34 protein-coding genes are annotated in these 24,966 nt (G+C 26.9%); 33 read left to right on the top strand and 1 reads right to left on the bottom strand.

Annotated elements, in window-relative coordinates; all coding sequences use genetic code 11:
* The first annotated feature begins 121 nt into the window (after positions 1–121).
* From Q1A46_RS01995 to Q1A46_RS01835, 33 genes are all read left to right on the top strand, one after another.
* A complete protein-coding gene (locus tag Q1A46_RS01995; RefSeq protein WP_299673457.1) occupies positions 122–1,165 on the top strand; it encodes a DUF4240 domain-containing protein in 1,044 nt (347 codons plus the stop codon).
* A 94-nt stretch (positions 1,166–1,259) separates the two neighbouring features.
* Entirely contained in the window at positions 1,260–1,979 is a 720-nt protein-coding gene (locus tag Q1A46_RS01990; RefSeq protein WP_299673456.1) for a hypothetical protein, read from the top strand.
* 179 nt (positions 1,980–2,158) lie between these two features.
* On the top strand, positions 2,159–2,602 hold the full coding sequence (locus Q1A46_RS01985) for a hypothetical protein (RefSeq protein ID WP_299673455.1): 444 nt from the start codon (positions 2,159–2,161) through the stop codon (positions 2,600–2,602).
* Positions 2,603–2,743: 141 nt separating this feature from the next.
* A complete protein-coding gene (locus tag Q1A46_RS01980) occupies positions 2,744–3,364 on the top strand; it encodes a hypothetical protein (protein ID WP_299673454.1) in 621 nt (206 codons plus the stop codon).
* Positions 3,365–3,434: 70 nt separating this feature from the next.
* On the top strand, positions 3,435–4,304 hold the full coding sequence (locus Q1A46_RS01975; RefSeq protein ID WP_299673453.1) for a hypothetical protein: 870 nt from the start codon (positions 3,435–3,437) through the stop codon (positions 4,302–4,304).
* Positions 4,305–4,363: 59 nt separating this feature from the next.
* Positions 4,364–4,882, top strand: a complete 519-nt coding sequence (locus Q1A46_RS01970) for a hypothetical protein (RefSeq protein ID WP_299673452.1) — start codon at positions 4,364–4,366, stop codon at positions 4,880–4,882.
* Between the two features lie 39 nt (positions 4,883–4,921).
* On the top strand, positions 4,922–5,476 hold the full coding sequence (locus Q1A46_RS01965) for a nucleotidyltransferase family protein (RefSeq protein WP_299673451.1): 555 nt from the start codon (positions 4,922–4,924) through the stop codon (positions 5,474–5,476).
* A 123-nt stretch (positions 5,477–5,599) separates the two neighbouring features.
* A complete protein-coding gene (locus tag Q1A46_RS01960) occupies positions 5,600–6,721 on the top strand; it encodes a hypothetical protein (RefSeq protein ID WP_299673450.1) in 1,122 nt (373 codons plus the stop codon).
* 46 nt (positions 6,722–6,767) lie between these two features.
* Entirely contained in the window at positions 6,768–7,190 is a 423-nt protein-coding gene (locus tag Q1A46_RS01955) for a lipocalin family protein (RefSeq protein WP_299673448.1), read from the top strand.
* Positions 7,191–7,199: 9 nt separating this feature from the next.
* Positions 7,200–7,559 carry a hypothetical protein gene (locus Q1A46_RS01950; protein WP_299673446.1) on the top strand — a complete coding sequence of 120 codons (360 nt, stop codon included), beginning with the start codon at positions 7,200–7,202 and terminating at the stop codon, positions 7,557–7,559.
* A 49-nt stretch (positions 7,560–7,608) separates the two neighbouring features.
* The gene (locus tag Q1A46_RS01945; protein WP_299673444.1) at positions 7,609–8,352 is read left to right on the top strand and encodes a hypothetical protein; all 744 of its coding nucleotides are present in this window, start codon (positions 7,609–7,611) and stop codon (positions 8,350–8,352) included.
* An 11-nt stretch (positions 8,353–8,363) separates the two neighbouring features.
* The gene (locus Q1A46_RS01940; RefSeq protein WP_299673442.1) at positions 8,364–9,023 is read left to right on the top strand and encodes a hypothetical protein; all 660 of its coding nucleotides are present in this window, start codon (positions 8,364–8,366) and stop codon (positions 9,021–9,023) included.
* Positions 9,024–9,068: 45 nt separating this feature from the next.
* On the top strand, positions 9,069–9,503 hold the full coding sequence (locus Q1A46_RS01935) for a GNAT family N-acetyltransferase (RefSeq protein ID WP_299673440.1): 435 nt from the start codon (positions 9,069–9,071) through the stop codon (positions 9,501–9,503).
* Between the two features lie 121 nt (positions 9,504–9,624).
* On the top strand, positions 9,625–9,930 hold the full coding sequence (locus tag Q1A46_RS01930) for a hypothetical protein (protein WP_299673438.1): 306 nt from the start codon (positions 9,625–9,627) through the stop codon (positions 9,928–9,930).
* Between the two features lie 122 nt (positions 9,931–10,052).
* A complete protein-coding gene (locus Q1A46_RS01925; RefSeq protein ID WP_299673436.1) occupies positions 10,053–11,336 on the top strand; it encodes a S28 family serine protease in 1,284 nt (427 codons plus the stop codon).
* A gap of 41 nt (positions 11,337–11,377) precedes the next feature.
* Positions 11,378–11,500 carry a hypothetical protein gene (locus Q1A46_RS01920; protein WP_299673434.1) on the top strand — a complete coding sequence of 41 codons (123 nt, stop codon included), beginning with the start codon at positions 11,378–11,380 and terminating at the stop codon, positions 11,498–11,500.
* 5 nt (positions 11,501–11,505) lie between these two features.
* Complete coding sequence (locus Q1A46_RS01915; protein WP_299673432.1) at positions 11,506–11,916, top strand: hypothetical protein; 411 nt, start codon at positions 11,506–11,508, stop codon at positions 11,914–11,916.
* 208 nt (positions 11,917–12,124) lie between these two features.
* The gene (locus Q1A46_RS01910; protein ID WP_299673430.1) at positions 12,125–13,630 is read left to right on the top strand and encodes a leucine-rich repeat domain-containing protein; all 1,506 of its coding nucleotides are present in this window, start codon (positions 12,125–12,127) and stop codon (positions 13,628–13,630) included.
* Between the two features lie 42 nt (positions 13,631–13,672).
* A complete protein-coding gene (locus Q1A46_RS01905) occupies positions 13,673–14,095 on the top strand; it encodes a hypothetical protein (protein WP_299673428.1) in 423 nt (140 codons plus the stop codon).
* A 5-nt stretch (positions 14,096–14,100) separates the two neighbouring features.
* Positions 14,101–14,565, top strand: a complete 465-nt coding sequence (locus Q1A46_RS01900; RefSeq protein WP_299673426.1) for a hypothetical protein — start codon at positions 14,101–14,103, stop codon at positions 14,563–14,565.
* Positions 14,566–14,657: 92 nt separating this feature from the next.
* Complete coding sequence (locus tag Q1A46_RS01895) at positions 14,658–15,083, top strand: MarR family winged helix-turn-helix transcriptional regulator (RefSeq protein ID WP_299673424.1); 426 nt, start codon at positions 14,658–14,660, stop codon at positions 15,081–15,083.
* Between the two features lie 57 nt (positions 15,084–15,140).
* Positions 15,141–15,572 (top strand): nuclear transport factor 2 family protein, encoded by a 432-nt coding sequence (locus Q1A46_RS01890; RefSeq protein ID WP_299673422.1) that lies wholly within the window; start codon positions 15,141–15,143, stop codon positions 15,570–15,572.
* A 187-nt stretch (positions 15,573–15,759) separates the two neighbouring features.
* Entirely contained in the window at positions 15,760–16,290 is a 531-nt protein-coding gene (locus Q1A46_RS01885; protein ID WP_299673420.1) for a DUF1572 family protein, read from the top strand.
* A 20-nt stretch (positions 16,291–16,310) separates the two neighbouring features.
* The gene (locus Q1A46_RS01880; protein ID WP_299673418.1) at positions 16,311–16,763 is read left to right on the top strand and encodes a lipocalin family protein; all 453 of its coding nucleotides are present in this window, start codon (positions 16,311–16,313) and stop codon (positions 16,761–16,763) included.
* A gap of 12 nt (positions 16,764–16,775) precedes the next feature.
* Positions 16,776–17,564: a hypothetical protein gene (locus Q1A46_RS01875; RefSeq protein WP_299673416.1), complete on the top strand. Its 789-nt coding sequence runs from the start codon at positions 16,776–16,778 to the stop codon at positions 17,562–17,564.
* A gap of 69 nt (positions 17,565–17,633) precedes the next feature.
* Complete coding sequence (locus Q1A46_RS01870) at positions 17,634–18,389, top strand: hypothetical protein (protein WP_299673414.1); 756 nt, start codon at positions 17,634–17,636, stop codon at positions 18,387–18,389.
* A gap of 21 nt (positions 18,390–18,410) precedes the next feature.
* Positions 18,411–19,247, top strand: a complete 837-nt coding sequence (locus Q1A46_RS01865) for an AraC family transcriptional regulator (protein ID WP_299673412.1) — start codon at positions 18,411–18,413, stop codon at positions 19,245–19,247.
* Positions 19,248–19,336: 89 nt separating this feature from the next.
* Positions 19,337–19,885: a YbhB/YbcL family Raf kinase inhibitor-like protein gene (locus Q1A46_RS01860; RefSeq protein WP_299673410.1), complete on the top strand. Its 549-nt coding sequence runs from the start codon at positions 19,337–19,339 to the stop codon at positions 19,883–19,885.
* 119 nt (positions 19,886–20,004) lie between these two features.
* The gene (locus Q1A46_RS01855; protein ID WP_299673408.1) at positions 20,005–20,238 is read left to right on the top strand and encodes a hypothetical protein; all 234 of its coding nucleotides are present in this window, start codon (positions 20,005–20,007) and stop codon (positions 20,236–20,238) included.
* A 127-nt stretch (positions 20,239–20,365) separates the two neighbouring features.
* The gene (locus Q1A46_RS01850) at positions 20,366–21,316 is read left to right on the top strand and encodes an SDR family oxidoreductase (protein ID WP_299673406.1); all 951 of its coding nucleotides are present in this window, start codon (positions 20,366–20,368) and stop codon (positions 21,314–21,316) included.
* A gap of 14 nt (positions 21,317–21,330) precedes the next feature.
* A complete protein-coding gene (locus tag Q1A46_RS01845; protein ID WP_299673404.1) occupies positions 21,331–22,242 on the top strand; it encodes an AraC family transcriptional regulator in 912 nt (303 codons plus the stop codon).
* Complete coding sequence (locus Q1A46_RS01840; RefSeq protein ID WP_299673402.1) at positions 22,243–22,749, top strand: hypothetical protein; 507 nt, start codon at positions 22,243–22,245, stop codon at positions 22,747–22,749.
* Between the two features lie 12 nt (positions 22,750–22,761).
* On the top strand, positions 22,762–23,925 hold the full coding sequence (locus tag Q1A46_RS01835; RefSeq protein ID WP_299673400.1) for an acyltransferase family protein: 1,164 nt from the start codon (positions 22,762–22,764) through the stop codon (positions 23,923–23,925).
* A gap of 11 nt (positions 23,926–23,936) precedes the next feature.
* Here Q1A46_RS01835 and Q1A46_RS01830 read toward each other — a convergent pair whose 3' ends face one another.
* Entirely contained in the window at positions 23,937–24,893 is a 957-nt protein-coding gene (locus Q1A46_RS01830) for a hypothetical protein (protein WP_299673398.1), read from the bottom strand.
* Between the last annotated feature and the right edge of the window lie 73 nt (positions 24,894–24,966).

Genomic DNA, 24,966 nt, shown 5'->3' with positions numbered 1-24,966 from the left:
TACTTTAACTTATAATTAAACATAATAAGATGTAACGCCTTGAGCTCTATCGAAAGTCGCAGACTTCCAATATGCACAGACGTTTATATTAATCGTTAGAAGCAATTAAAACAAAATTAAATTGAGCTACGGAAAATTTTTAGATGAATCAGGAGACTTAAATGAGTGGAGAAGGATAAATAATTTTCCTGACCAACATTATGAGAAAACTTTTGCAGACTTAAGGGATATTTGGATAAAAGACAAAAGGTATTCTGAACTAATTACATTCATACACGAAAATTGGGATTCTGGACAATGGGACGATTTTTTTGAACCACTTGAAAAGCATTTAATCGAAAACAAACTGGAAAAGGAATTTATTAAGTTTTGGAAAGGAATCTTAAGACATCGTTTTTCAAGTTTGTGGAATTGGAACAAAAAGTTTGGTGTAAAAAACAAATATTGGGATGGAAGTAAAAAGACTATTGAATGTCAAAAACTAACTTTAAAAGGTTTATATAGGTTCAAAAAAGGACTTATCGAACTTGGAACTCAAAAAGAAATTGAAAAGACTAATGAGTTAATAAAAACAGTTGAAAAATTAGAAAAACCTAAACCCAAAAAGACAATCGACAAAAGAAAGATTGATGAAAATGTATTTTGGGAGTTAATACAACTAAATCGAGAAAAGTCAGAAGACAAATTTGATTTCATAGAAAATTTATCAAATCAATTAGAAGAGTTTAAACCAACTGAAATAAAAAGATTTGAAAGGACTTTTTTAAGCAAATACAACGAATTAAATCATAGAGAAATTTGGGCTTTGGCTTACATTGTTAGGTCTGGTTGTGGAGATGATGCTTTTGACTACTTCAAAGCTTGGGTTATCTCAAAAGGAAAAGAAACATTTGAAGACATTAGAAACATCAACGTAAAAGAATTGAAGAGACATTTTGACGAAGATCCTCAACTCCAAGAAATGTTTTCACTTGCGGAAAACGCTTATGAAAATAAAACTGGTGAATTAATGTCACCTGTAAGAGTTAAAAAACAAAAATTGACTGGAAAACAATGGAAAGAAGAAAATTTAGAAGAGAACTTCCCCAAAATTTGGAAAATATTTAAACATAAAACAACTACTCCAACAAAAACTAAATTAAAATATAAATTAGCCAAAAGATAAATAAAAAGTAGATAACACTTTATATGAAATCATAGTCACCTCTCGATAGGCTGCGCTTGTTATAAGAAACGTTATACCTAATTAAAAAATTAAAATGAGTAAAGAATTAAAAGAATTGCAACGAGAAATCTCAAATAATTGTGATGAATTATGTAAAATAGATAGCAATAAAATAAACATTATTCCTGATTTTAATTTTGAAGACCATATTGAACTCAAAGATGAAGAAAGAGGTTGTAGAATATATCCATATCATTTTAGTAGTGAAACTCCTAAATATGAATTCGAATGGGATGATTGTCCTCTTTTTCAAATATCAAGTAATAATGTAAAAAGGCAAGTTAAAATAATAAAAAGTTGGGTCTTAAATAAAACTAAACCTTCAGAAATACAAACTCAGTTTCCTGAAATAAAACTCAATAAACTTGCTGAATACTATGAAAAAGGAGAAGGCATTAAAGGTGAATTTATAGAAAGTTGGGATATACTCGAAAATAGTCGTGCTAAAAGTCTTTCAATTGAATATTATGAAGAGATTAAAGACGAATTAAAGTTAGTTAAAGAAATGAGAAGCTTTAATCTTCATGAATCATTGCGAATAGGTTCACAATTATCTGTTTTAATTTTATCAAGAGCAAGAAGACAAGGTATTCATGAAGATGAACCGCAAATAAGAATAGTTTTCTTAGGTGATAATAAAATGAAAATATATCCTAATTTAAATAATAATAGAATAAGTATGGAGTCTGAAGTAAAATATGAAGGATATCTTGAAGACTTGATAAAAGAATTATTAAAAGAAGAAGTAAAATAAGATAACGAATAATTAATTGCTTGTAAATTTACAAATCTCAAAATATCAAAAACACAATAATAGATAAGAAAACATAGAGGTTAAAAATTTAATCAAAATATGCCTATGTTTAAGTTATACAAATTGTTATGTGTAAACTCAAAAATAATTTTTTACTCTGTACTTGCGTAAAAGATAAAATGTCAACTGATAAAATAGACTGGATCTTAAGAAGACGTAATCCTCAAAAAAACAGTGATGAATTAATAACTATAGTTGGACAACGTATTCTGCCTCAAAATTTCGAAAACTCTAACTCTATCGAGTTTCAAGAATACAAAAAGGACATAACTCAAAAAATAAATTTTATAGAGAATGAAGAAATTACCTCAAGTTTAGAAAATCATAAAGACATTATTGCTTTTATTTTAAAACAATTAAACAACGAAAACTGTTTTGATAAAGAAATTGAATTCTATGATAAAGACATACTAACCATTAGAATAGATAAAAAACAAGAACTTTGGATTGACTTCATATATAGAAAAACGATTTGGAAAATTGCTAAATTCAATCTAAATGAAAATCAATATCTGGAAATATTAAAAGGGAAGACTAAACCTATTCATGACAAGATTAATTAATCCTTTACAGATGTATCATTTTAATTAACTTTACATCAAAAATTGAAAAATCTTAAAGGATATGCTACTAAAAAAGATTCAGTCTTATTTCAACTACATACTTCAATAAATTAATAAAAATAGAAACTCCAATAAATTATAATGAATTTATTTATTATCGCTTTTCAAGCAGGTTTATTTACTTTTTTAAACCCAATAGTATTCCCAATTCTAACTCAAAATTTGTTTCTCTTTGAAAAAATTGAAGTTAAAAAATTCGGTCATAAGCTTAATGTCTTTATTTTTTGTGGAGTTACAATACTATTAATTAATTTTTTCTTTCCCGTTCTCGTTACAGAAGGAAATATTAAACAATTTAGTACTGATAAAAGAATTGATTACCTTATGAATATTCCTTATCTCATATTTGCAATATGGGTTTTAGCATCAAATTATGTAAAAAATGAAAAAATTAATTCTAATTACTTTATACAATCATTTAGAGTTTTAGGTATATCTTGTATTAGCTTTAGACTTTTTATTGGTTCTTTTTCTGGTTTTGGTCCAATATTGATAACACAGATGATGGATAATTCTATGAATAAGATTTCTGCTTTAGGATTTTCAATTGGCTTAACAGTCCCGTTTTTAATTTTTCTTCTTTTAATTGCTCCTAAATATGAGTCTTTAAAATCTAAAAAATGGTGGAAAATAACTCAAAGCCTTGTATGTGTTTATATAATTTTTAATTTACTAATTAAATTTTTTGAATTGAAATCGTAACCAAACATGAGAACACTCATTTTTACAACTATAGTAATAATTTAATACCGCTAGACTAAAAAAAACAACTATGAAAATTACTTATATTTTTCTATTGGTATCATTTTTAAGCTATTCTCAAAATAAGAAGAGCTTTGAAAAACACAACCAATTTCAGCAAAAAGCAATGCTTGATTTTATAGATAAAAAGTATGAAACAGCTCTATTAAATTTCCAAAAAGCAATTGATTTAAAACCTCGAGAAAATGTAACAACATACTTTTATGCTACAGCCGCTGCATTAAATATAAATAACATGAATAAAGCTAAAGAACTTCTTATAGCTTCTATTCATCAAACAAACGCATCTAAAGAATATTTCTTAAACTTTAAAGAATTTGATAATTTCAGGAATCAAAAACTATTTACTGAAATTGAAAATAACTATGAAAACTACATTACTGAATTTTACAAAAATTTAGAACATCCTGAAATTTATAAAGAAATTGATAGCTTATTTGCTATAGACCAAAAAGCACGAAAAAATAAAAGTGATTGGAGAGAAATATCTAAAATAGATTCTTTAAATATTAATAGACTAATAGAAATCACAAAAAAATATGGCTGGCAGAAAAAAGGTTGGTTACTTCTATGGCATCAACGAGGAACTTATAATCAAGATAACTACATCTGGAACTTTTTTAAACCTTATATCGACAAACAAATATTAGAAGGTAACATAGAAAAAAGTTTTTGGACAAGATTTGAAGATGAAAATTCAATAAGAAATAGTAAAAAGCAAATTTACGGTCATTATTGGGGTCAATTCGATCAGTTTCCTATAAAGGATATTAAAAATGTAGATAAAAGAAGAGTTGAAAACGGACTTCCTCCACTTTGGTATATGGAAAAAATTTATGGAATTAAATTACCCAGCGATTATAAAAGAACGAAATTATAAAACACTTGAAATTTAAAAACTACATGTAGTAACTCCAAAATTGGATTAAAACTGAGCCTATGTATAACGTATTAACTAAAAAAATGAATAAAATCACATACTTAATATTATTACTAATCTCGTTGAATATTTTATCTCAAGAAAAAAAGAATACAGTTTCGTCTAACTCTGATCTTTTTATTTCACAATGTAATAAGATTGGACAAAGCATTATTAGCAAGAATAAAACAACTAAATTGAAAAGTTGGTATGAAGGAACTAACCTAAAACAAAAACAATTAGCTATTAAAAAATTAGAATTAGATATCAATACATCAGATTTAGATGTTACTTATTATTTAACAATGATGAATGAAAAACCTTTAATTTATAATTTTCATTTCTACAATAGAGCAACTAAAACTGAGTTTGGGAAGTTGTTAATCAAGTTTAAAGACAGAAAAAATAATTTAGTTGACGACATACAAGTGATAAGTAAAAATCAATTAAAAAAAATTAATACTGAAGTAAAAAACCAGTCTTTACCTAAAAATATTCCTTTACCTCCACCACCTCCTCCTTTAACTAAAAAAAATTAGTGTGTAGCTAACCTTAATTTCAATATATCAAAATAAAAAATGACTAATAGATTAGAAACTGAATTCGTCAAGATTATTCAAAATGATAAATGGATGATTCAAGTTTTAAAAATTGTTAGAGATTTAAAACTAAATGATTCCTGGATTGGAGCTGGTTTTGTGAGAAATAAAATTTGGGATAAAAAACAAAAAAAAAACAGAACGTTACTTAACGATATTGATGTAATATACTTTGACAAAATAAATTCTGAAAAAGAATTTGATTTACAAATTGAATATCGTTTAAATAAAATAAATTCAAGCTATAATTGGTCGGTTAAAAACCAAGCAAGAATGCATTTAAGAAATAGTCATCATGAATATTTAAATTGTTATGAAGCTATTTCTTTTTGGCCTGAAACAGCAACAGCCATAGCAATAAGATTAAATTTAAAAGACCAAATAGAATATATTGCTCCTTATGGTTTAGAAGACTTATTCAATCTTGTAGTTCAACCAACACCTCAATTTGATTTAACTACTTATAACACAAGAATTCTTAAAAAAGAATGGATAAAAACTTGGCCGAAATTGAAAATAAGTAACGGTAATTAAAAACAATACTTACTATCTATCCTATAAGCAAGTCTTTTATCACATCAGATATCTCTGTTTTTTAATTAACTTTACAGCTCCAAAAATCGCTAACAACTATTACACTTACTTTTAATAATAAATATGAAAAAGAAGAACAGTATTTTAATAATTACTTTTTTAGCTCTTTTAATTAACTGTAGCTCTAAAAAAGAATCAAATAGCGAATTAGTAAAAGGCGTTTGGATATTAGAAAGTACAACTAACAACCTTTATGTAGACGATACTACTTCTACTTACAATAATACAGCTCCAATTATTTACGATTTTAACATTGATAATAATGTAACTATTAATTACTATGGAGTAAAAGATACCATTGTAAAACTTAAATGGTTCTTTAAATCAGATTCAATATTAACAATTGAAAATTTGGATTTTAAAATTCATCAATTGAAAAAAAATAAATTGACCCTCGTTGGTTCTAACAGGACAGACACTTACTGGTTAAATTTTAAAAAACCTCAAAAAACTGATTTAAAATACACAAAAGATGAAATCAAAAATATTCTATTATCTGATCTATGGAAAAATGAAGATGGTGATTTTGAATTCTTCAAAAACAAATCAATGATTTTTAGGCACAAGATGAACAAAACCGATTCTTTAGATTTTTTACAAAATGAAAATTGGGGAATTGCAGAATATAAGAACTATTTTTTCCTTTATAATTACTCAGATTATTTTTTAGGTAAAGGAAGCTGGGAACAGATAAATCAAATTTTATCAATATCTCCCGAACAATTTCGATTAGATCATAATAACAATACTTTTTTTAAAAGTATTTTTTATAGGAATCAAAAAAATGCTAATATAGAAATACATGGAAACTGGAAAAGTAAAAATTCTAAAAATAAAAATTACGGAAAATATTATTCTAAAAGACAAGTAGAAAGAGGAAATACTCAGCTTTTTGAAGGTGAAATGTTTTTAAAAATAGATAACGATTTTATTGAACTTAGAATTGATACTTTGAATTTAGGCAAATACAAATTTCAAATTGGAAAAGACAAAAGAACTATACTACTAGAAAGAAAATACGAAGGAGAATTCACTAGAGGCTCTTTTATTAGTTTAGCCGATATAATCAATAAAAATGACACCACTTTAGAAGTTCACTTTATGGATAATCAATTTTCAACTGGTCTTGAAAAGCCTTACACAATTATTGTAAATAAAGTTCAAACATTTGAAAAAATAGACTAAATCAAATCAATTACATAATTACTCTAACAAAAGAAAAACCTAAGAAATGATCAAGAAAACATTACTAATTATAATATTAATCGGATTAAACTCATGTGTTAATATTAGTGAGTTAGATGAAATCTCTACTTCAGATCGTGATAAAATCACTAAAGTATGGGAATTACAAAAACAATTTATAAACGGAATTGAACAACAAACTTCAGATTGTGTTTTGGATAATTTATTTGATATTGCCGACAATAACATTCTTATCTTTTACGATCATCAATTAAACAACTCTAATTGTATTTCTTCAACGATTTCTGGTAGATGGAATATGAATGGCAATTCATTAACAATAGACTGGGACGAACCTATATCTGGAAGAAATTCTTATCAAATAGAAATATTGAAACTTACTAATACTACTTTACAATGGAGAAGAGAAATAAGTAATGGTGTTTTTTTAGAAGAAATATATAATTAACTATATCTCATGGAATTTATAACAATAATATTAATTGGATGTTTGGTAGTTACAATTTTTGATGCGCTCGGTTCAATCCTATCTAGAATTTTAAAATTCAAATATGTCTGGCTAACATTTGGTTCTATATTAATTTATGGAACTGTAGCTTTATACGCTGCAAAACATGGTGGAATAATTTGGGGAGTTATTGGTAGTTGTATTGTAGGTGTTTTTGATTCAACAATAGGCTCTTTAATTTCAATAAAACTGAAAGCAAATATTCCCGAAGACGATGTAACAAACTTAGATATCACTCCTAAATTAGTTATATCTGTGGCTATTTTTGCTTCAATTATAGGACTCATTACTGTTCTTCTGTTCGGGTAATCTAAAAAATCTCTAACTTCTTGTTCAAACAAGTAAAAAATGTTAATTAATGTTTTGGAAAAAAAAGAAAAAATTACCGATTACCAACGAGGATAAAATTTGGATTGATTACAATTTAAATTGGTTAATAGAGGAATTTGGAGAAAAGCACTTCATGACAATTCGTACAATAACACCGACTGAAGATTTTTATAATCGAACGTTCGACGGAACAAAAAAAGATGCTGAATTTATACTAGAAAGAACAATGGAGTTGATGAACATTAAAAATGTAGATATCAATCTTAATTTTTTCTCTGACTCTCCAGTTGAAATGGCAGATGGAACAATTTTAACAACTCCTGCTGATATAAACGGAAGTTGGAAAAGCGCAAGTGGAACTTACGAACAAACAAAAGAAGGAATAATAATTTCGATAGAAAGAGAACAGTTAAAAAATACGCTCTCATTAATTGCAACTATTTCTCATGAATTAGCACATCAAATTTTACTAGGTGAAAACAGAATTGAAGAAAATGATGAATTCCTCACTGATTTTACAGCTATTTTATATGGTTTTGGAATTTTTATTGGTAACTCACGATTTAATTTTTCATCTTTTAGTACAAATGGCGGATTTGGATGGCAGTCTAGTGTTCAAGGTTATTTACCTGAGCAAATAATTGCTTATGCAATGGCTTGGTTATCTATCAAAAGAAACGAAAAAACAGATTATAGTCAATATTTAAAGAAATCAATAAAAAAATATTTTATTCAAAGTTTAGAATGGCTAATGGAAAACGAGAAACATTAAACTAAATAAAATTGGAAAAGAAAAAGAAAAAATTATTTTGGGGTTGTTTCGGATGTTTTGGTTGCTTAAGTGGACTAGGTTGTGTTGGAATTATTGGTGTTTTAATAGTTATCGTTTTAATTGTAACATCTCCTTTTTTTCTTCTTAGAACAATTGACTGTGATGAGTATGAAGTAATTAATGTAGTGAGTAACTACAGGTTAAATTATTTTTGTAATGAGAAAAACATGTCTCTTTGCTACAATACAAAAAATGAATTTGGTGGCTCATTAGTAGTTAATGAAACTATCCACCAAATAGATTGGAATAATGATTGGATAATTGCTCAACAATATCCAAACTTACAAGATTCTATTGGTAACAGACTTTTCATAAACAATATAGAAACAAACGATTACAAAATCCTTCATCCTAGAGATACCGTATATTTATCCAAAGAAGACAGTATTTATAAAAAAGGTGGAAATTGGTATCATATAAGTAATGGCTGGAATCCTCCCGATAGTTTATATCCCTATAAAAAAAGAAACTACTTTCATATTATAAAAGTGAAATACGATGAACAAATAATGTTTAAAGTAAAATCAAAAAAAAGACTTGAAATATTAAAAGATAGTCTGGGGATTCCTAAAAAACTAAAGAACCAACTAATTTTTAAAAACTTAAAATAACAACTACTTATCAATTGGTAATAAATCAATTACTTAATTAAACTCATGAAAACAACAACCGAATTTACTATTGAAACTTGTTCAGAAAAAAATATAAAGAAAATTGTAGATGGAATTAATGAATATAATTTAAACAAGGTTCCTGCAACAGCAGATGTTTGGACTAAAATAGAATTTGTTGCCAAAAATGAAGAAGGCATTGAAATTGGTGGTATTTTAGGTGGAATTGGATATTGGAGCGGTTTAGAAGTTAAAATTTTATGGGTAAAAGAAGCATATCGTAAAAAAGGAATCGGTTCAAAAATTTTAAAACATGCAGAAAAAATTGCCATTGAGAAAGGAGCCGTAATTTCTATGTTAGATACATTTGACTTTCAAGCTGAAGAATTTTATTTGAAAAATGGATATAAACCAATTGGTGAAATAAAAGATTTTCCAAAAGGACACCGAAGAATTTATTTTTCTAAAAAATTGAAGTGATAGCTTTAAACTTTCTAATCAATATATTGTCATGATAATAAAATTATAACAACCATTTATTTTTCTTTAATACAAAACGCAACCTTTTTTTAATCTGAGTATCTATATTTAAAAGAACACAATGAGAAAAATTATTTATGTATTCTTACTTTCTTTAATTTTTGTCTCTTGTAATTCTGATGAAGAGATTGAAAATAATCGATACGAATTCGTTACAGAATATACAGCAGATGTAAATGTAGGAGGCGCAATAGGAATTACTCAACGAACTTTTGAAATCGGCGAAATTTATTCAGGAACAGATCAAAACGATAGCATTATGTTAAGAATTGCAGAACATTCTGATCTAAATAATGATTGTCCGAATAGCTGGTGTTATCAAGAGTTTTTAAAAGTACCTGGTCAATATCTTAAAAGAATCAAATAGCATTATCTTATTTTTTAATAAGAATCAACTTTCATAAACTCCTCTCCTATTTTTCTATTGTAATGTTAAGTTTCAAATAAAAAATATAACTTTAAGGCCGAAACTAACATAAAAACATTGCTATGCATAAAAAAATTACTTCCTTTGTTTTAATACTTTGGACGTTATTTCAGTTAAATAGTCAAAATTTAAATATTGAAGACCAGTTAAAAAACTTACCTGGTGTCACGTTTGAAAAAGTTACATCTTCTACAACTACTTATGAATTAAAAATCAAACAACCTATAGATCATTCAGATCCTAAAAAAGGTTTTTTTCATCAGAAAGTTTATTTATCTCATACAGACTTTACGCATCCAACGGTAATTGTAACTCAAGGATATCAATTAAGAAAAAACCGAGAACAAGAAGTTACTAAACTTCTAAATGCGAATCAGATTAATGTAGAACATCGATTTTTTGGAGACAGTAAACCAGATTCTTTGAACTACAAATATTTGAACTTAAAGCAAGCGACAGCCGATTTACATCATATCAGAACATTATTTGATAAAATATATACTAAAAAATGGATTAGCACAGGAATAAGTAAAGGCGGATCTACAACTATATTTTACAAGTATTTTTATCCTAACGATGTAGATGCTAGTATATCTTATGTAGCTCCTTTAACCAATTCACTTGAAGATAAAAGAATTTATGATTTTTTAAATTCTGTTGGAACTAAAGAATGTCGAGAGAAAATCAAAAACTATCAAACTCGTTTACTTAAAAATAAAGCACAAATTATTCCTATTCTAGAATCTTATGCTTCTCAGGCAAACTGGAAGTTTACATATTTATCTGTTGAAGAAGCTTTCGAATATTCCGTTTTAGAATATCCTTTTGCTTTTTGGCAATGGGGGCATAGTTGTGATGATATTCCTTCAGGAAAAGACACTTTCAAAAAAGATGTTATACATTATTTTACTATGGATCCTATTTCTCTATTCAATGATAAATCTATAAAGAAATACGGTTCTCATTACTACCAAGCTGCTACAGAAATGGGATATTACGGATATGAAATTAAAGATTTTAAAGATTTATTAGTTTCCATACCAACAGATCAAAATCCACACGCAACTTTTGTTCCGAATAAAATGAAAGTCGATTTCGATGGAACTTTACTAAAAAAACTTCATCATTGGATTGAAAACGATGGCAATAATTTCATCTTTATTTATGGAGAAAATGATACTTGGACTTCTTGTGCAGTTCCTGAAAATGATAAAATTGATGCTGAATGGTTTGTAATGAAAGGCAAACATCATGGAAATGCCCGTATAAAAAACATGAGTAAAAATGAATATCAAAGATTATGTTCAGCTTTAGAACGATGGCTAGAATTGAAAATAGAAAAATAAGTTAAGATAAAGAATGTTTAATCTTGTTTCAGAAAAACAAAATGTTTTCTAGTCTTTGTATTATCTGGTATCAAGAAGATTATGCTTTTCCTATAGAAGAACATATTTTAGATGCTATTAAAGAAATACCTTTTAGTAAAATTTGTGAAGAATTTGATTATTAAAAACTATGGAATTTAAAAAAGACATTCAAAAAATAATAGACTATTCAATTCATTTTGCTGAAACCATGTTATTAGATGGTAAAGAATACTTTCCATTTGCTGCAACAATTAATAATAAAAACGAACTCGTTCCTATTAGTTATTACGAAGAAGGAAATGAATTTCCTGATAGTCAAATTATCATTGATTTTTTATCCAATAACTTGCATAATGAGCTTAACAATAAAAAAATTAAAGCCTTTGGAATTACATCAGATGTAAAGGTGAAAAGCGCTGAATCAGAAGAAAAAGTTGATGCTGTAATGATTGATATTCATCATTTAGACTCAAATGAAATACCAAGATATTTTTTCACTTATTCATGGAACTCTAATGATGAATTAGTTTTTGGTGAAAGTTTTGGTATGAATAGATAATTAAAAAAAACTCGTCATAGAGATGGCGGCAACTTGACGCAATCAGTACATATGTTTCTACTTTAGATTTGTTGAAGCAATAAATTTCATTAAAATCACTATAATAGCTACTGTTTTACTATTAATTGGAGTTGCTTTTTTTTTATAGATTCTAACATAAAAAAACAAAATCGTTCATTCAATTTTAAACTTAAATAAAAACATAAAAATGCTACCTGAATTAGAATATACAGATACAGATGAACTAGGATATTATTTAACTTTCGGAGAATTATTTTCAGCATTTAATTCACATGCTAAAAAGGATAAGAATAAAAATTTAATTGAAATTAATTTTAGTTTTACCGACGAAGATACAGCTCCAAGTGAAGCACAAAAAAATGCTCATGAGTTTCTTTTAAAACATGCTAATGAAATGTTAGCACAAATTCTTCAGTATTTAAAACAAGATGAAGAATATTTCATGGAATTTTATGGTATTTACAATGAAATTACTCAATGTATTTCTTCTACAGAAGATCGAACTTATACTAATAAAGAAGGTTTTCCGATAGTTGACAAATATGAAGATTATTTAAATTATTTTGAAATAAGCTCAATAAACATTAGTGATTCTGAAGAAGATGATTTCGCTTTTATTGGTTTCACTGGTTCATCTTCTTGGGATAGTGAACATGGATTAGGAATTTCTTTTTATAAATCAGAATTATTACATGTTGGAGATTGGGATTATGGTAGACATCCAAGTTGGGGTAAAAATGATAAGAAGAATTTATTAACCAATTATTTTACTGATTTTCATCTTTTAGAACCTTTAACCTCTCTAAAGTCTAGATTAGCTAATTCTGCTAAGAATATTACTAGCGAAAATGACGCTAGTTATAAAGAACTATTTGATTGGTTACTGAAACACAAAATGATTTATGGGTATAGAAATACAACGTGTGATTTAAATGTCTCAGAAAAAAGAGTTTTACTTAATGAAATTAAAGAGCTTTCCTTTTATGGAAACAAAATATCTTTAATTCCAGAAAGTATCGGTTTACTAGAAAACCTTACATCACTTTCTTTTTCATTTAATAAAATGAAAACTTTTCCTTTACAAATCATACAGCTAAAAAAACTTAAGGAATTAGTTATTATTGGAAACGAAATTGAAAATATTCCTAGCAAAATAAAAGAGTTAGTGAATTTAAAGTCTTTACGAGTAAATCAAAGTAAATTACAGAACATTCCTGAAGAAATCGGATTACTATCTAAACTAAATTATTTAGATATAAGTTCTAACCAACTTACAGATTTACCAAACTCTTTAAGTCATTTAAAAGAACTAAAAAACCTCGATTTAAGTTATAATTTACATACTGAAATTCCTAGTGTAGTTTTCAATATTCAAAACTTAAAAGAATTAGACATCTCTAGTAATCAGCTAACAAATATTACAATTCCTGATACACAAATTAATGCTTTAGAAAAATTATATCTAGGATTTAACCAAATTGTAAAACTTTCAGAATCTTTATTTAGTCAAATTTCGAATTTAAAACATTTTAAAATCGCTGTAAATCGTATTAGTTTAGAGAACTTAGAATATCTGAAAAATGTAATTCCTTCAGAAATTGATCATGACTTTGACAGTGCTATATCATGTGCACAAGATAGCTTAAGTAGAGAAAATGAAAACACCAATAAGTGGTGGAAGTTTTGGAATTAAATACAGTTTCTTTTATAAATTAACATAAACGAGCTAAAATTCATGTATCAAATAAAAAGAGCTATTCATCAATATTCTAACGTCGAATTACTAGATGTAATTAAGACGGAAAAGGATAAAATAAAAATCGATAAAGCTAAAAAAGAACTTGAATCTAGAAACTTAAATGATGAACATAGAAAAAATTTAGAAACTGAATATGTAATGTATAAAGAGTTGGAAGAAAAAAGAAAAGTAGAACCTCTCACTAACGAAGAATGGTTTTCATTTTTTTTCCTTTCTTTTTTTACCCCCAAGCCTCAATGGCAAGATAATGATAGCTTTTCAGAATCTGAATTGCAAAGATTTAAAAGATATGGATATTATAAAAAACTTAAACAAGCTAGAACTACTATGTTTCTTGGAGCTATATTTTGGACTGTAATATTCATGCTGGTTATTATTATATCTAAAATGCTACGTTAAAAGTTATGTGTGATTATAGCAATGGAATACTTTTTTGCTCTTGTGATAGTGAAAAAATTAAATTTCGTAAACCTAAAATTATATCCCAGAAAAAAGGGAAAATCCATAAAAAGGAAAATCCGAAAAATTCTGAAATACCTGAAGAATACCTTTGGACACTTTTCAAATTTTATGGAGATAAAGAAATTACCGAAATCGGTCGTTATATGATTCCTTCTAATGATATTGGAAATGGTTTAAATGCTGAATGGATTGCACTAAACTTAAATTGTGAAGATTGTTTTGATTTTGATTACACACCTGAAGAGGGCGATAATTTAAAAATTCATCAAAACATTATTTCAAGTCCTTATTTATCTTTTGTTTTTAAAAACAATGAATGGACTATAGATGATCATGATCCTTTTTCTACTGTAATAGGACAAATTAAACAAGGAAAAATAAAAACTCCTGAACAAGAAACATCTTAATTAACTACTTAATCTTTATTAATTATTTTTTCAAAAAAATACTTTAGTACCTAGATAGTTGCTTAGCTAACTATTTTTAATATATTTGTAATATGATTCATAACAACACCTATTTTCAAATAGAACTTACTGCAAGAAAAATAAGACAGTATGGACAAAGTATTTTGAAATCCCATGGAATAGATATTACTATTGAACAATGGTTAGTTTTAAATGTAATACATGAAAATGAATCTATCAGTCAGATTAATATTGGTGAAATATTAGTAAAAGATAAACCTACAATTTCTAGAATGGTACGTCATCTTGAAAAAAAGGAATTTATCATTAAAACTAACTCGTCAACAGATTCTAGAAAAGTAGAATTAAGTATATCTAAAAAAGGAAAAGCCTTAATAAACAACCTTTACCCTATCATAGAAAAAATTCGTTTTTCTGGTTTAAATGATCTTTCTGAAGAAGAAAAAAAGAATATTGAGGTCATTTTACAAAAAATTAGAAAAAATTTAGATAACTAATTTTTAAAAAATAGTTGTCTAGCTAACTAAAATAATGACTTTTAAAATTTAGAAATCATGAAAACAAAAATTTCAAGTCTATTAATCATTCTAACATTAGTTTCTTGTTTGTCTAATGCTCAAGACACTAAACAAAAAGAAGTAAAATCAGCTTTAGAAGCTTATATAAATGCTGGTGATATTAATAATGTAGAAAAACTAAAACCTCATTTGCATTCTAATTTTAGAGTTGCTTTATATGATGCTAAAAAAAGAGGTATATCCATTTTAGATAAATCTACTTATTTATCGTTCATTGGAAGTAAAAAATTTGGTGGATACAAAAGAAAAACTACTTATGAGAACATTGAGTTTATAGGAAAAAATATGGCTTCTATAAAAGCAACACTTACAAGTCCGGGAAAACCAACTTTAAAGAATTTTTACTCATTAGTTAAAACGAATAATGCGTGGGTTGTAATTCAAGATTATGTAACTCTTGTACAGTAAAAAAATTAGGCAGGATGATTTTAAATAGTGTATTTAGAAAAGCTTCTAAAACATGAACTACTTCACCTGCCTTAAAATCAAAGTCATATTAATTTCTATTCAAAAACTAACTCTTTTTGATTTTAAGTTTCATCCTTTTTCATTAAATTTAATATCTAGAAAAACGCTGTAAAAAATTAAAGAAAAAGTGGTAGAAGAATATTTAAAAAATATTAGACTTCAATTTACGTCTTATAAAGAAGTAGCAGACAAAACAATTTCTCAATTAACCGAAAAAGATCTCTATTGGAGATATAATGAAGAAAGCAATGATATTGCTTGTATTATGATTCATTTATCTGAAAATATGTTGTCGAGATGGACAGATTTCTTTGATAGTGATGGTGAAAAAGACTGGAGAGATCGAGAAAGCGAGTTTACAACTCAAAATTTAAACTACAATGAATTAATAGAAAGATGGGAAAAAGGTTGGAATTGTTTATTTTCTGCCTTAGATCTTATGAATGAAAATAATTTTCACAACCCTATTTTAATTCGAAACAAAAAAGTAAAACTAATAGAAAGTTTAACTCGACAAATTGCTCATTATCCATATCATATTGGTCAAATTGCTTTTATTGGAAAAATGATTCTGAATAATCAATGGAACTCTCCTTCTATTCCAAAAGGAAAATCTAAAGAGTATATTCAAATGGAGTTTGAAAAAAATGCTAAATAAAATGATAATTTAAAAAAGCTATGAAAATAAAATCAACATTAGTAATCTTAACGTTAATACTCTGCTTTCAAACTAGTAATAGTCAAGACAGTTTCGCTTTTAACTTCAACGAAAGTGATTTAATCGGAATTTGGGTTCTCAAAAATTCTACTCGCAATGGCCATGAAGTTTTCTTAAAAAAAAGATTAGATCAACTTAAATATGGATTAAGTACTGAACTTTTTAATAATGGAAAATTCAGAAGTAGATACTCTGCCCCTTGTGGAAATGACACTTCGTTGTTTACAGAAAATTATACTGGAGAATGGACACTTGATAAAAAGACCTCAACAATTACATTAATAAATCCGAAAACTCAAGTAAAGAAAATTCTTAAAATAGTAGATTTAACTTCTGAAAAATTAGTGGTAGAAAAGATAAAATATATACATCCGAAACTAAAAAAAGCTTTAGACGAAATAATGAACAATTAATTTATTTCAGATATGAAAGGTTTTCCTAATCAAAAAACTAGTGCAATATTCAATAATCAAAATGAATATGAAATTGTAGGTTATCGTATAGAAATTTTTAATAACAATCAGAATATCAAGTATTTTATTTTAGATGATAAATGCTTGGTTCATGCTATCTCTAAAAGTAGACTTACTTTAATTGATGAAGACAAAGATAATTTTGTACAAGTTTTTGAAACTCCAAATGTAAAAGTATTTATGCATTATAATTTTGAACTTTTGTTTCAAAAATCTCTTTTAAAAGATGAAAACTTAAATACAAGCTCTGAAATTTGGGATAGAACTTGGTTAGCAATTTGTTTACTAGAAAAAGGTGAGAAATTAAATCCAGAATTAATCAAAGCTATTGAAGATGAAAATCATAAAATAGATTATTTACAAGGGGTATTAGATTTTGCTACAGATTATATGAACTTTGATGCCATAGGTTATTCCTTTTATGATATCTCTTTTTCAAAAGAAATAATTGAAAAATCTCTTTTAAGATTTGAAACAGAATATTTTAGTAAAATAAACAAAGAACATTCAGAAGAATATCTAATAGATAAAATTGAAGCCTTTCTATTTAAAAGAAATACGATTGTAAATTACAATGGAGGATCGAAAATAACAAGCAGAAAAATTTTCCTTTTGTTAGAAAGTATTATTGCAAGTACTAACTATACCGCTTATGAATGTGAATATGGTTATAAATCTTCAAAAATTATATTAGAATATAAAGATGCTTATTACATATTACATTTAGATGAATACGACTAAATAGTATTCTTTCCTTAGTTCTTCTGTAACAAGTTGTTTTTATCCGCTACTTATTAGTAAAAATTTATAGTGAAAAAATTACTTCCGATATTATCTCTAGTTATAATTTTATTTTCTTGTAGAAATGAAAATGAATTAATAGGAAAATGGTACGAAATAAATGAAGAAAGTAGATTTGAATTTAAAAACGATTCCTTAATTGTTTCTAATCCGTTTTTTTATAAAGGTGCATACAGAACCAGTAAAAACACTATTCATTTTAAGTATGATAATATGTTTAATGATTCTTTAGCAACTCAAAATTATATCTATAAATTAAATCACGATTCCTTAGCTGTTCAATATGCAACCAATCCAAATGAGAAAACTACATTTATAAAAGCTAAAAGTTTTACTGACTTTATACTTAAAAAGAATTATAGTAATATCGATTTGGGAAGCAGTGAAAAAGCAGAATATCAAAGCACAAATACTAAATACGGAATTAAAGTTTTTATAGAAAAGATAAAAGACTCTATTAGTGTTAAAACAGAATATTCAAAAAACATAGAGAATTTGAATTACGATATCACCTGTATTTTAAATGAATTAGAACCTAATTTTAAAAATGAATACAACACTTTTAAAGATCGTTGGACCTTTGATGAATGGATAAAAATGAATATTTACTATTCTTTATTCGTAGATAAAAATATATCTGAAAATGATATTACTAAAGTTGTAAAAAAATTAAGAAAATCAGATATTCACAAAATATATAGAACTTATGAAACCAAAGAGGAATTCGGAATTCCTTTTGATAACCTAAAAGAAGTAAAACTATAAGTCCATAATACAACAAAAAAGATGACGACAATTACATTACCTGATGGACTGCCTATTGAAAACTCTAAATTAATTCAAGTTTTCGACTATCAAAGTACTCAAGAAATATCGAAACAAGAGATCATTTTAAATCAGAATACTTTTAGTTTTTTGTTAGATGGAACAAAGGAAGTTTTTTTCGACAACTCAACTTTGTCCATTGAAAATTCAGAATTTTTAATTATGAAATCTGGTCATTGTTTAATGACTGAAAAACTTTCTGAAGTTAAAAATTATAGAAGTTTACTTTTATTTTTTTCTAATAAAACACTGTTGAATTTTATTCATAAAAATAATCTTGCCGCAAAAAAATCTTCAGAATATAAATCTGTTTATTCTTTTAAATACGATAATTTTATTCGAAGTTTTGTAAAAAACCTTGAAGATATTTCAAAACTTTCTGATCCTGTAAAAAACAAATTACTTCAACTAAAACTGGAAGAAATCTTAGTGTATCTGATAGAAATATATGGAACTGATTTCTTATTCTCGTTAACTATAAATAGCGATAATACTACTCAAAAATTCACACAAACTATAGAAAGCAATAAACTAAATAAATTAACATTAAAAGAGTTAGCCTTTTTATGTAACATGAGTGTATCTACATTTAAAAGAGAATTTGAAAAACATTATGCAGAGTCGCCTATTAAATGGTTTCAAAACAAAAGATTAGAACACGCCAATTATTTACTTCATAAAGAGCTCAAAACTCCTTCTGAAATGTATTTTGAAGTAGGTTATGAAAGTTTATCGAGTTTCATTCAGGCCTATAAATCTAAATACGGAATTACGCCTAAACAGCATCAAAACAATTGAGCTTTTAGCAACACTTTTTGACCCTTTCAGTAGATTAAACTAACGATCATACATCTAATTTTGTTCTTGTAATTATTAAAAACAATTAGATGAAAACAATAAATTTAATAGCTGTATTATTCTTTGTTATTTCTACAACAGCTTATAGTCAGAAAACTTTTACTTTAACCAGTAAAGATTTAGGTGGAGAAACCACAAAAACTCAAGAATTTAATGGTTTTGGTTGTTCAGGAGAAAATCAATCACCTCAACTATCATGGAAAAATGCTCCAAAAGGAACAAAAAGTTTTGCCATTACCATGTACGATCCAGATGCACCAACTGGCAGCGGTTTTTGGCATTGGGTTGTGTTTGATATTCCTTCGAATGTAAATGAATTAGTCACTAATGCAGGAATCACTTCTCTAAATTTAGCTCCCAAAAAAGCAATTCAAAGTATAACAGATTATGGAATTAAAGGTTTTGGCGGACCTTGTCCTCCAAAAGGACATGGATTTCATCAATATATTATTACAGTATATGCTTTAAAAACTGATACATTAGGACTTAATGAAAACACAAATCCTGCTGTCGTTGGATTTAATCTTTGGAATCAAACATTAGCAAAAGCCAGTATCATAGCATATTACAAAAGATAAATTTTAACATTAAACAAATTAAAATACAAAAAGCGATTTGAGTTCATACTCAAATCGCTTTTATGATTTAAAAACCGTATATTTAAATGAAGTAAAAACAACTAAATAAAAATTCTATAATGAAAAAAGTATATATAACTATTAAAGTAATTCTACTTGCTGTTTTTGGTATTTTAGGCGGATTATCTTTAATAATGTTTCCTTTATTAATTGGCGCTAAAGATTCTCAAACTTCAATGATTGGCTTTACATATTTAGCACTACTCTTAATTTCTATTTCTGTAATTTTCTTTACTATTAAAAAAGATTTAAACTTAAATAGAATTAAAGCTGATAACAATACTAAATCTTAGAGCTTTTATCTAAATAGCTCATTACTTTTTGAATACAACCAAAAAGTATTCAAAATTCGAAAATCTGTATAACAAACTAAGCTGATTTGTATTCTAGTTTTGCTTTATTAATTTTTAATAAGTATAAATGAATACAAATCAGTTTGGTAAAAAAGGTTGGACTCCAGATAGAATACAATCTTTAAATGGGAAAACATATGTGATTACAGGTACCACTAGTGGTACGGGATTTGAAGCTACTCGAATATTACTATCGAAAGGAGCAAAAGTAGTAATGCTAAATCGTAATCCTAAAAAGGTAGAAAATGTTATAACTACATTAAAACAAGAACTAGGAAATCATGTAGAAATATTATCTGTAATTGTTGATTTAGGAATACAAGCTTCAGTTAAAAAAGCAGCAAAAGAAGTACTAGAAAAAGTTCCTCAAATAGACGCTTTAATTTGTAATGGTGCTATTGCTCAAGTTCCTAAACAAGTATTAACTATTGATGGTTTTGAAAGTCAACTTGGTGTAAATCATTACGGTCATTTCACTTTACAAGCATTACTTTTCCCTCGTATTGAAAAATCTAAAGGACGAATTGTTGTAGTTGGAAGTGAAGGTTATAAAATGGGACTTAGAACTATTAAGTTCGAAGACTTAAATTGGTATAGGAATTACAATGGAAACCATGCATATAGCCAAAGTAAATTAGCGCAAATCATGACTGTTTATGAATTACAAGATCGATTAAAAAAGGCAGAAAAAACAGATGTAAAAGTTTACGCATGTCACCCTGGCGCTTCGAGTACATCGTTAATTAAAACTAGCGGAAGTTTACTAACTCGATTTATATGGCAACTTATGAAAATTTCACCATTAGTTCAATCTGCTGAAAAAGGTGCTTATCCAGAGTTAATGTGTGCCACAGAACCAAATTTAAATCAAAGTAGTTTTTATGGTCCAACAGGAAGAAACTATTGGACTGGTCCAGTTGGTGAATGTAAACTAGAACCGCATGCTAAAGATAAATCTGTAGCTAAAAAGTTATGGGAAGTTTCAGAAAAAGCGACAGGTTTAAAGTGGAATGTATAAATTAGTGAATCATTATGCAGCATTTTAAAACATTACCTTCTTACTTGGATTATTTAGGATTACCAAGACCAGAACATCCTATGCTAAGTGTTTTTAATTCTAAAGGAAATGGTTATTTACCTTGTCCAAGAGAAAGCTCTCCTCCTATCACAAACGATTGCTATTCTATTAGTTTAAAAAAGTTTGTAAAAGGAGATTTAAACTACGGAAGAACAAAGTATGATTTTACTAATGGAGCTTTAATTTTTATTGCTCCAAGACAAGTATTACAATGGGACAATAGTGTTGTTTTCGAACAAAAAGGATTTGCTATTAACTTTCATGAAGATTTTTTAAAAGGAACAGAATTAGCGAAACAAATAAAAAAATATGGTTTCTTTTCTTATGCTACAAATGAAGCTTTACATCTTTCTCCAAAAGAAGAGAAACAAATAGAAGCTATTGTAGAAAATATTGAAATCGAATATGAGAATAATCAAGATAACTTTAGTAAGGAAATTATTATTTCTCAACTTAACACTTTATTGAAATATGCCGATAGATTTTATGAAAGACAATTCATAAACAGAAAAGAATTATCGCATGACTTATTAGAAAAATTCAATTCATATTTATCTGAATATTTTGAATCAGGATTATTACAAGAAAAAGGCATTCCGAGTATTGAACAAATCACTGATAACATGTTAGTTTCTCAACGGTATTTAAGTGATACACTAAAAAAAGAAACAGGAAAAACAACTACTGAACACTTACATTTACATCTTATCGATGAAGCAAAAAACGTGTTATTACAACCTAATAAAAGTATTGCTGAAGTAGCCTACGAATTAGGGTTCGAGTATCCACCGTACTTTTCAAGATTATTTAAAAAGAAAGAAGGAATTAGCCCTTCTGAATATAGAGAAAAATATAAATTGAATTAAATGGATATTTTAAAACTAGCACTAGATTGGGCAAAAGATGAAATATTTTCTGCTATAATTTTTATTTTATTTGGAATCTTATTTATCATCGCCACTTTGGGGTTTTGGCAATTAGGAAAAACTGAAATAGCAAAAGCTTTTATTTACCCAACATTAATCGCAGGGACATTATTTTTACTAGCAGGAATCAGTTTTTACTTCAGTAACACTTCTAAACTGTCGAATTTTGAATCACAATATAAAAGCAATCCGTCTGCTTTTATTAAAAAAGAAATTGAACGTACTGAAAAAACCATGAGTGAATATAAAAATGTAGCTTTTAAAATATTTCCTGTTCTTATTGCTTTAACAGCCATTTTAATGATTTTTATAAATAAACCAATTTGGCGAACAAGTTCTATCACGATTATTTTATTTTTAGTAATTCTCATATTGATAGATCTCAATGCAAATTCAAGAATTGAATCTTATCATGAAGCATTAAAATTAGCAAACAATAATATCTAATAAATTTAAAAATTGACTTTAAGAAAAACTGAAAGAATACATTCTTTAGATGCGCTACGAGCAATTATGATGCTTTTAGGAATTGTATTACATGCTGCATTAACTTACAATGTAACCAATCATGGAAATGCTTGGTCTATAAAAGATCCAAATACGACACATCTTTTCAGTGATTTTTTAGTCCTCCTAATTCATTCTTTTAGAATGCAAATATTCTTTGTCGTTGCAGGTTTTTTCGGGGCTATGCTTTATTATGAAAGACAACCGAAACAAATGATTAAAAATAGATTTTCAAGGATTGTTTTACCTTTTATTACATTTCTACTTTTACTTTGGCCATTCATTGTCTTTGCTTACAGCTATACAAATGCAACTTTCTCTCATCAGGTAAATGCTTTAGATATTTCTTTAAATATCTTTTCTAGTTTTGCTTCTATTCTACCGAAAACCACATCACATTTATGGTTCTTATACTATTTATCTTGGATTACCGCTACAATGGTAATCTTTAAGCAAGTATTTAAAAACCAAAAAATAAACGATATAATTCATAAACGTTTCGAATGGATTATTCAAAGGCCTTTTTTAAGAATTTTGTGTTTTTCTATATTAATTTTTATTACACTTTACTTTTTAGGAACTTCTATGATACAGGCTTCTGTGTCTTTAATTCTTGATAAAAACACTTATGTTTACTTTTTAGTTTTCTATGTAATTGGATGGATTTTATATTCCTCTAAACATCATTTAGAAAGCTTTATGCAGTACGATTGGCTTTTTACTTTAACAGCTGTCATTTTGTCTATTATTCAAGGTTTAATAATTCAAATATATCAACTCAATCCAAGTAGTAATTCTATATTATTAATTGCTTTAAGTGCTATAATTGTTTGTTTATTTACTTCTGGAATTATTGGCCTTTTTGTTCGATATGCAAGTCATTATTCAGCAAGAATGCGTTATATTTCAGATTCTTCTTATTGGGTGTATCTGATTCATTTACCATTAACAGCTATAATTCCTGCTTTTATTTGGAATTTACCTTTACCAGCAGTTGCTAAATTTTTAATAGTTGTAATTTTCACAACAATAATTTGTTTTAGTACATATCATTATTTTGTTAGAAATACTTTTATTGGTAAATTTTTAAATGGAAGAAAATATCCTAGAAAATAAACCAATAGGATTTACTGTTTCAACTTTTTATAAAATTCCGAGTTAAGAATTACTTTTTTTAACAATGATTCTATTTTCTTTTGATCTGTTTCAAAACTGAGTCCCCAATGTGGAACTATAATTTCTTCATCTAAAAATTTGATATAATAATCCGTCCATTCATCATCATTTCTCTTCTCAGTTCGCGAGTAATAATTTTTAATAGAATTATTCAATTCATCTACTAATTTTCCCTTTTCATATTTTGTTTTTAAAAACTTAATAGTAAAATCAACTATATCTGAATTACTACCTAAACTGTTATTAAACACCTGAGGCAATAAATAACTTAATCCTTTTTTAGTATCTCCAAGTCCAATATAAATTTCTCCATATAGTTGTGCAGTGCGTATTTCATCTTCGGCATATGCATTTCCGCAAAAATGTTTTAAAGGATACTTTTCATTTATTTTTTTGTATTTCAAAGCAGTTTTAAAATCTTTCTTTTGAATATAAATTCCTGTTAATCGATTGCTAGCTTCATTTTTAAAATTTGCATACGGATTAGCCATTAAACCACTTCTTCCACTTTTCTCTTTATCATTAGCATCACTTTTTAGAATCATTTTTAAGTATTTTATTTCATCGTTCTCATACTCTAGTAATGAACTTATTTTAGCTGAATTATATAACGATTTGTGATACAAGTTAGATTTTGGATATTCTTTAATAATTTCTTCGAAATATTCTAAGGCTGAATCAAGTATATTTTCTCTTGTATCATATAAAACTTGAAATTTCATTTTTCCTGCCACAGAAGTTGTATCTACTCTTGCTATTTCATAATCAAAACTTCCTTCTTCAAGTATTTCAAAAACTGCAATTCCTTTATTAAATAAGATTACATCTTTATTTACTTCTTCGGTTTTTAAAGAAGAACACGAAGCCAATACCGAAACGATTAATGGAAATAAATAGTACTTTTTCATTTTTATAATAATTTGCTATTATTTTTCTAAATTATAGAAAGCTATCTTGTTTAAAAAGCTATAATGAGTAAAC

The organism is uncultured Tenacibaculum sp., from assembly GCF_947502995.1.
Lineage (GTDB): Bacteria > Bacteroidota > Bacteroidia > Flavobacteriales > Flavobacteriaceae > Polaribacter.
This window is presented reverse-complemented; position numbering and strand designations above follow the sequence as displayed.